This window comes from Jannaschia faecimaris (genome assembly GCF_900107415.1).
Taxonomy (GTDB): domain Bacteria; phylum Pseudomonadota; class Alphaproteobacteria; order Rhodobacterales; family Rhodobacteraceae; genus Jannaschia; species Jannaschia faecimaris.
This window is the reverse complement of the sequence record NZ_FNPX01000040.1, coordinates 1-7833: the sequence shown is the minus strand read 5'-3', so window position 1 is coordinate 7833 and position 7833 is coordinate 1. Positions and strand designations below refer to the sequence as shown.

10 protein-coding genes and 1 pseudogene are annotated in these 7833 nt (G+C 62.4%); 2 read left to right on the top strand and 9 right to left on the bottom strand.

The annotated features are described in order from the left end of the window. Positions 1–667 (top strand): IS3 family transposase (locus BLV27_RS18820; RefSeq protein ID WP_139176780.1); only part of this gene is annotated, 667 nt, incomplete at its 5' end. Between the two features lie 228 nt (positions 668–895). Here the strand turns inward: BLV27_RS18820 and BLV27_RS18815 are convergent. The 9 genes from BLV27_RS18815 to atpD are packed head-to-tail and all read right to left on the bottom strand — an operon-like array spanning position 896 to position 7338. Then, complete coding sequence (locus BLV27_RS18815; RefSeq protein ID WP_092648013.1) at positions 896–1750, bottom strand: F0F1 ATP synthase subunit gamma; 855 nt, start codon at positions 1748–1750, stop codon at positions 896–898. Continuing rightward, positions 1747–3270: a F0F1 ATP synthase subunit alpha gene (locus tag BLV27_RS18810; RefSeq protein ID WP_092648012.1), complete on the bottom strand. Its 1524-nt coding sequence runs from the start codon at positions 3268–3270 to the stop codon at positions 1747–1749. Before BLV27_RS18810 ends, BLV27_RS18815 begins: the two co-directional genes overlap by 4 nt. Further along, positions 3260–3997 (bottom strand): F0F1 ATP synthase subunit delta, encoded by a 738-nt coding sequence (locus BLV27_RS18805; protein WP_092648011.1) that lies wholly within the window; start codon positions 3995–3997, stop codon positions 3260–3262. The genes BLV27_RS18810 and BLV27_RS18805 overlap by 11 nt, the downstream gene beginning before the upstream one ends. Before the next feature lie 4 nt (positions 3998–4001). Then, entirely contained in the window at positions 4002–4250 is a 249-nt protein-coding gene (locus BLV27_RS18800; RefSeq protein WP_211605550.1) for a F0F1 ATP synthase subunit C, read from the bottom strand. Continuing rightward, a complete protein-coding gene (locus BLV27_RS18795) occupies positions 4247–4954 on the bottom strand; it encodes a F0F1 ATP synthase subunit A (protein ID WP_092648009.1) in 708 nt (235 codons plus the stop codon). Before BLV27_RS18795 ends, BLV27_RS18800 begins: the two co-directional genes overlap by 4 nt. Beyond that, complete coding sequence (locus BLV27_RS18790) at positions 4951–5241, bottom strand: N-ATPase subunit AtpR (RefSeq protein WP_170831537.1); 291 nt, start codon at positions 5239–5241, stop codon at positions 4951–4953. Before BLV27_RS18790 ends, BLV27_RS18795 begins: the two co-directional genes overlap by 4 nt. Next, positions 5238–5531 carry an AtpZ/AtpI family protein gene (locus BLV27_RS18785; protein WP_092648007.1) on the bottom strand — a complete coding sequence of 98 codons (294 nt, stop codon included), beginning with the start codon at positions 5529–5531 and terminating at the stop codon, positions 5238–5240. The genes BLV27_RS18790 and BLV27_RS18785 overlap by 4 nt, the downstream gene beginning before the upstream one ends. Further along, positions 5528–5938 (bottom strand): F0F1 ATP synthase subunit epsilon, encoded by a 411-nt coding sequence (locus tag BLV27_RS18780; RefSeq protein WP_092648006.1) that lies wholly within the window; start codon positions 5936–5938, stop codon positions 5528–5530. Before BLV27_RS18780 ends, BLV27_RS18785 begins: the two co-directional genes overlap by 4 nt. After that, the gene (gene atpD, locus BLV27_RS18775) at positions 5935–7338 is read right to left on the bottom strand and encodes a F0F1 ATP synthase subunit beta (RefSeq protein ID WP_280140332.1); all 1404 of its coding nucleotides are present in this window, start codon (positions 7336–7338) and stop codon (positions 5935–5937) included. Before atpD ends, BLV27_RS18780 begins: the two co-directional genes overlap by 4 nt. Before the next feature lie 369 nt (positions 7339–7707). On the opposite strand from atpD, the pseudogene BLV27_RS18770 reads away from it, so the two are divergent. Next, positions 7708–7833 (top strand): annotated as a pseudogene (locus tag BLV27_RS18770) (IS6 family transposase); the annotation flags it as partial.

Sequence of the window (7833 nt, the reverse complement as noted above, 5' to 3'; positions counted from 1 at the left end):
ATATGGCTACCGTCGGGTTGCTGCCCTGCTGAGAGACGCAGGCTGGCAGGTGAATGACAAACGTGTCGAAAGGCTATGGCGACGTGAGGGGCTTATGTTGCCGATGAAACAACCCAGGAAGGGGCGGCTCTGGCTCAATGATGGATCGTGCGTCCGTCTACGTCCTGAGTATCGCGATCATGTCTGGTCGTACGACTTCGTGCACCATCGCACGGATGATGGCAGGGCGTTCAGGACACTCAACATCTTGGATGAACACAGCCGAGAATGCTTGGCGATCCGGGTGAAGCGGAAACTGAACTCGACTGAGGTTATCGACGCTCTGACAGACCTGTTCATCTTGCACGGTGTGCCAGCCTACATCAGATCAGACAACGGCCCCGAGTTCATCGCTGAGGCCGTCCGGGACTGGATCAAAGCAGTCGGAGCAAGGACTGCATACATAGAGCCAGGGTCACCCTGGGAAAACGGATATTGCGAGAGCTTCAACGGGCGAATGCGCGATGAACTTCTGAACGGTGAAATCTTCCACTCGCTGCGCGAAGCCCAAATCATCGAAAGCTGGAGGAAACATTACAACACCAAGCGACCCCACAGTGCATTGGGCTACCGCCCACCAGCGCCAGAGGCCATCGTCCCGAGGGGCCAAAGGCCAATCATGCACTAACTTTCAAATCGGACCACTCAAGTGCGGCTGCTCAGTATGCCATTGTGGTATTCTCGCTGGCTCCGTTTGCATGGGCCGAATTGCCCGATGTCTTGGTGCCGGTCGAACCGAAGCGGGCGGGTGCCATACCTTGGGTTGCGACCAACGTGACGGAAACCGCGCAACCTTGTGCTGACCCAGATCAATGGGAGCCCACAAAGACCTTGGCGGCACATTTCCCGGGCGCGTTCACCTCGCGTTGCGCGCGGACGCCGCGCCGGTCCCCAGTTCGATGATCTCGGCGGTAATCGCCTCCTGTCGTACCCGGCGCAGCGTCGCCTCGAAGTCGCCCAGCTCGCGCGTGATCTGGCTGCCTGCAGCAGACATGGCCTCCATTCTTGCCTCGTTCTCGGCGGCAAAGGCATGGAGCGCCGCCTTGCACACCAGGGCATGGAGATAGTCGCCGCTGAGACTATTGACGAGGGCGTCCGTTGGGAGCTGGGTCAGTGGACGTGTCGCACCGGGCGGCGGCAGGTCCGAGAGGTCGACCGGCAACAGAACCTGCCTGACGACTTGAGGTTGCCCGGACGCCCATCCGGCATGGATTAGATCCATACGCTCAAAACGACCTTCACCCAGGGCGCGGTAGATCGCCTTGGCGATGCGGTCGGCCAGTTTCGGAATGCCGGGCGTGTGCGAGGACATTGGCGCGGACCAGACTGGATGGAGACCGCGCGCGGCGGCGATGGACTTGCCTCGGGTACCGATCAGAAACAGGCTGGTCGTCGCCAGATCCTCCTTGATGCTATCCAGAACGCGTTCGCTGAAGGCACCGGCAAAGCCCTGTTCGGCGCAGAACACCAAAAGGCCGGTGCCACCGTCGACTTGACCTCCGCATGTCTCGGCCGGCGGTGCGGGATTCGCGTGGCCAAGTGCATCTGATATGGCGGCGGCAATTGTCGCCGTATAAGTGTCGACGGCCTCCAGCTCGGCACGGGCGGTGTTGGCGCGCGCGGCGGCGATGCCCTTCATCGCGTTCACCACGGCTCCTAACTGGCGGATGCCGTCGATCCGGGCACTGACATCGGCCAGTCGTTCGGTCATGTCGCTGGCTCCGCATCGCCAAGCTGTGTCGCAAGGCGGTTCATCGCGGCCATCAGGGCGGCCCGTGCCTCTTGGTCCAGTTCCCCGGTCTCGGAAATGGCACGCATGGCATCGGCGGCATCCCGGTCAAGGTTCTCCGGCAGTTTGTCCCGAAAGGCGGCAACAGCATCGAGCGACAGAGGGTCCAGCAGCCCCGACTGCACGGCGAGCAAGAGTGCCACCTCATCGGCCAGACGAAGCGGCGCATTCTGCGGTTGGCGTAGTATCGCGCGGATCCGCTCTCCACGCTTGAGCTGTTCGCGCACCCGACCCTCGGGCATGCCCCCGAACCGGGTGAAGACCTCAAGTTCCAGGAACTGCGCATAGTCGAGCCGCAGCGTGCCGGCCGCCTCGCGCAGCACGGGTGCCTGAGTTTTACCACCGACACGGCTGACGCTCAGCCCCACATCCACAGCCGGTTTCTGCCCCTGATGGAACAGATCCGTATCCAGCACGATCTGCCCGTCCGTGATCGAGATCAGGTTGGTCGGGATATAGGCCGACAGGTTTCCCGCATCGGTTTCCGCGATCGGCAAGGCGGTCAAGGACCCGCCGCCACGCTCCTGCGACAGTTTGGCCGCCCGTTCCAGAAGGCGGGCGTGAATGTAGAATACATCGCCTGGATAAGCCTCGCGCCCCGGCGACTGTCGAGTCAGGAGGGCGATCTCGCGGTGGGTGGCGGCGTGTTTGGACAGGTCGTCGATCACTACAAGGGCGTGCCCACCCCTGTCTCGGAAATATTCCGCCATCGTGACGCCCGCATAGGGGGCGATCCATTGCAGGCCCGGTGCCGAGGCGGAGCCAGCGACCATCACGATGCAGCGTGCGAAATTCCCATGCGCCTGCAGCGCGTCAACGGCCCGGCGCACGCTGGATGTTTTTTGTCCCACGGCGACATATACGCAGATCATGTCGCTGTCGCGCTGCGCGATCATCGCGTCGGTGGCCAGCGTCGTCTTGCCGGTGGAGTGGTCGCCAACGATCAACTCACGCTGGCCCCGGCCAAGCGCGAACAGCGTGTCCATCACGAGTATCCCTGTTTGCACCGGCTCGGTCACGAGATCGCGTTCGATGATCGATGGTGCCGGGCGCTCGATCGGCCACCGCTCTTCGACCTCTATTGCCGCCTTTCCGTCTAGCGGGCGACCGAGCGGATCCACGATGCGCCCAAGCAGGGCGTCGCCGACAGGCACGCTCACCACCTCGCCCGTGCCGAAGACAGCATCGCCTGACTCGACTTTGGTCGCGGCGTCAATGAACACGCAGCCAATTAGGTCGGGATCGAGAACCCGGGCGAACCCGAACTGGCCGCCCTCGAACCGCAAAACCTCGTCAAGCCGAACGTCGCGCAACCCCGAGATCATCGCCACACCGTCCCCGATCTCTTCTACGCGGCCCCTGTGTTCGGATCGCGGACCCAGTGCCGCGCTACGCACTGCGCGTTGCGCCGATGCCAACCAGTCCGGTGTATCAACCGGCATTCTCGATCTCCTTCAGGATAGTCTCGAGGTCGGCCCGCCAACTGTTGTGCAGCACGAAATGCGCGCTGCGGAGTTCCAGTCCGGCGATCAGGTCAGGATCGGTGACAAGCCGAAAGCGTGGCGTCCCCCCCAACGCATCCTTTACCGCTTGCTCGATCTTGGCCCTTTCAGCACCTTCCGGTTCCGTCGCGGTGATGATCTCCAGATCGGCCGCCGATTCTATCAGCGTCGCCCGGTCAGCGGCGGACAGGCCGGCAATGGCCTCGACAAGTTGCGCAGTGAACGCCGCCTGAACCGCAGGCGTGTTGAACCGGCCTAGGAGCCGACCTGCAATCTCGACTGACAGCTCGGCGGCCCTCGCCGTATTCTCCTGCCGCGCGGTGTTTCTTTCGCGGTCAATGGTAGTGCGCGCGGCGGCGATCATGGCGTCCGCCTTGGTTTGAGCATCCTTCAGCGCGGCCTTCGCGACTTTGTCCAACGCCGCCTTGGCCTCTGCAAGAATGGCATCGCGTTCCGCCGCGATGCCTTCGCGAGCCTCAGCGACCTCTGCCCGGGCCGCATCGGCTTTTTCCTGTGCTGTCTTGCCTTCATCCAGCATGGCCTGCGCCGCTTCCTGGCGCCGGGTGATGGCCCCGGCGACCGGACGCCAGAACACGCGGCTAAGAAGCCAGACGAGGATCAGGACGTTGATGGCCTGAAGACCCAGTCCCCACCAATCGAGCGTCATACGCTCATGCCAGTAGCGGGTTGGCGAAAAGCAGCAAGAGCGCAATCACCAGACAATAGATTGCCGTCGTCTCGATCATCGCAAGCCCAACGAAAAGCGTTCGCGAGATCGTGTTTGCGGCATCGGGCTGACGGGCGATGGCGTCCATCGCGGCGGCGACGGCGCGTCCTTCGGCAAGGGCCGGGCCGATGGTTCCAAAGGCCACCGCAAATGTGGCACAGATAATGCTGGCAATAGCAGCGTAGTCCATCATGTATCCTTTTTCGTTTGGGTAAGGTCGGTTTTCGCGTCGGTGGGCGCGCCTACCTTGACGGCAGAAGTGATGAAAACCATCGCCAGCACCGCGAAAATGTAGGCCTGAACCAGCCCGGTCAGCAGATCGAGCGCCATCAGCGGGATTGGAACCAAGAGCCCCGCGAGCGAGGCGACGATGCCGATGACGAACATTCCGCTCATCACGTTGCCGAACAGCCGGACGAACATGGAGAACACCCGCGTCAGGCTTTGCAGGATGTTCAGCGGGATCATTACCGGGTTGGGCGCGGCGAAGGATTTCAGCCAGCCGCCCACACCCCCGGCGCGCATGCCAAACCAGATCACCGACAGGAACACCAGAACGGCGAGGCCCGCGTCGGTTTCAAGCTGCGCGGTCGGCGGGTCAATCCCCGGCATCAGTGATGACCAATTCGCCACGAGGATGAACAGGAACAGCGTTCCGATGAACCCGCGATAGGGGGCGGGTGCCGCACCCGTTGTCTCGGTGATCTGGGTGTCGAGTGTTGCAACCATCAATTCCAGTGCGGCCTGCCGCCGGGTGGGCCGCAGGTCGAGACGCCGGGTCAGGACAAAGGCCCCGATTACCAGTATCGCCATGATGGCCCATGTCGTGACGATCGCTTGCGTTATCGCAATCGGTCCGATCTGGAACAGAACGGTGGAGTCGAGGGGGGAGTTCATGCACGGATCTCCCGCATCCTGCGGAGCATGATCCACCTTGCGCAGAGGACACCCGCAAACGCCGCCAGCAGGGCAAGGCCACCCAAGAGTACAGCGACAAAGAATCCACTAGCCAGAAGCGAAATGCGCCCCAAGGTCAGGGCGATCGCCCGTAGGGGTTTACCCCCGTTGACGAGGAGTTTGGCCGTCTCGCGAAGCGCGCGAAAATAGCCAAATCCGATGAAGAGCCCACCCAGAAAGCAGACCGGAAGAAGGACGTATAGCGGAAGATTGGACAGATCAGTCATCGTGCGTTCATCCATTTCCAAGCAGTCCAGCCGCCAATGCAAAGCCCGAGCAGCATCATCGGCGCGCTCCAGAAGATGCCAGTTCCAAACAGCGCATCGAGCCAGCGTCCGAAGAACAGGCCCGCCAGAGTCGGCACCACGAATATCCAGCCAAGTACGCCGATCTGAGCCAGACGGCGACCGACGGACATGTCACCTTCGCGCAGCCACTTCTCGCGACGGCTGCGATGCTTGCGGATTTCCTTGATCAGCGGATCGGTTGTGGGGGGCTCTGATGGCTTTTTGGTCATCGGAACTGTCCCGTGTCTGCGCCCTGGCGCAACCTGCTGATCATCTGGCGGACGGCGTTCATCTGGAGGCGCATCGTCTCGACATGCTCAACCCGTTCCTCATCGGCGTCTGACTGGAAGCGCGCCAAAACCTCCGCGTCCAGCGTGGCCAGATCGTCACCCGCCACCGCCTCGCGGGTGGCGATCGCGACGGTGGTGCTGCCGGTCACGGTAAGCACCCCGCCCCGCAGGGCGCAGAACCGCTCTGTCCCGGCGGTCTTCCAACTGAGGATGGACACCGCGAGCGCGGTCAGGAAAGGAGCATGTCCGGGCCGAATGCCAAAGCTGCCGCTGGCGTCCTCGGCCCGCAGGCTGTCGACATCCTCGTCCGCAACGACGGACAAGGGGGTCACGATCCGCAACCTCATGCTGCAGCCTCGGCGTCCGTGGCACTTGCCGCGGCTTCCTTTGTGCGGGCGTCTGCCAGTGTGCCGACCATATAGAGCGAGCTTTCCGACCACTCGTCGGCCTCGCCGTCCAGTATGGCGCGGCACCCCGACAAGGTCTCGGCAAGCGGCACGCTAGCACCCGGCGTGCCGGTAAAGTCCTCTGTCACCATGAAGGGTTGGGTCAGGAACCGCTGCAACCGCCGTGCGCGTTTGACGATCAAGCGGTCGGCGGTACCCAGCTCCTCAACCCCCAGCAGCGAGATGATGTCGGATAGCTCGCGGAACCGCGCCAGTGCCTGACGGACGGCTTCGGCGGTCTGGTAGTGGTCGACACCGACAACCAGCGGATTGAGCAGCATGGAGGACGAGCCCAATGGGTCGATCGCCGGGTAGAACCCTTCGGCCGCCTGCGCTCGCGACAGCATGATGACACAATCCATATGTCCGGAAATCGTGGTCACCGCGGGGTCGGTGAAATCGTCGGCGGGCACATAGACCGCCTGAATGGCGGTCACGGCAGAGCCTGCAACCGAGGCGATCCGCTCTTGCAGGCCCGCCACTTCGGTCGCCAGCGTCGGCTGGTAGCCCACGCGCGAGGGCAGACGGCCCAGAAGGCTCGACACCTCGGCCCCGGCCTGGACGAAGCGGAACACGTTATCCATCAGAAGGAGGACGTTCTTGTGCTTCTGGTCGCGGAAATACTCAGAAATCGTCAAGGCCGTGAGCGGAGCCCGCCAGCGCGCTCCGGGTGGCTCGTTCATCTGACCGTAGACCAGCACGGTCCGCTCCAGCACGCCCGACTCCTGCATTTCGGTCAGCAGCTCATGCCCCTCTCGTGATCTCTCACCAACGCCCGTGAAGACCGAAGTGCCTTCGTATTTTTCGACCATGGCGCGGATGAGTTCCATCACCAGAACGGTCTTGCCAACGCCTGCGCCGCCGAACATCGCAGCCTTGCCGCCCTGCGCCATCGGCGTCAGCAGGTCGATCACCTTGATCCCCGTCTCGAACACGTCGGTGGCACCAGTCTGGGATTTCAGAAGCGGTGGAAGCGCATGGATCGACCTTCGCGGTGTATCGTCAGGAAGGGCAGGCCCATTATCCTGCGGATTGCCCACCACATCCAGAAGCCGCCCAAGGACAGCTTTGCCCACGGGCACGGTAACCGGCCCGCCGCTGGAATGAACCGAAACGCCACGGGCAAGGCCTGCGGTGGATTGGAACGCCACCGCGCGTATTGTCTTCTGATCGAGGTGGCTGTGGACTTCGAGAATGAGGGCAGTCGGCCGGTCCCATTCCACCACCAGTGCAGAATTGATCGGCGGCAGGTCGGGCTCGGCAAAGACGACATCCACGACTGCCCCTCGGACGGCATGCACGACGCCGTTAGAGGGAACGCGTTGATCAAAAGTTGCCAATGGGTCATTCTGGGCGACCGGGACATTGGTCTCCGTCCCACCGAGCAGGTCGGGATCACCTACATTTGCGCCGGTCCCGGCACCGATAACGCAGTTGCCCAGCGTCGGATCTGTGCTTGTGAATGTCAAACGGGGCCTCATTGCTTGCCTGTCGCCACCTGCCAGCCAGAAAGCACCTGCCTGTGGTAAAACTTGATAGAAGTGTAGAATGCGGCGCGACGGTGGACGCTGATCTATATCAACGCGATCGCCACGGCTTTTTGCGACACTGAGATCCTGTAAGAGCAAGTTGGCTTTAGACGGAGTAGCGAGCCCCCCTACCCTGCCCCGATGGCCAAGCGTTCCCCATTTAAGTACTTCAAGACGAGCCCCGAGATCATCCGCCTGTCCGTGATGCTCTATGTCAGGTTCCCGCTTTCGCTTCGCAACGTCGAAGATCTTCTGCACGAGCGTGGT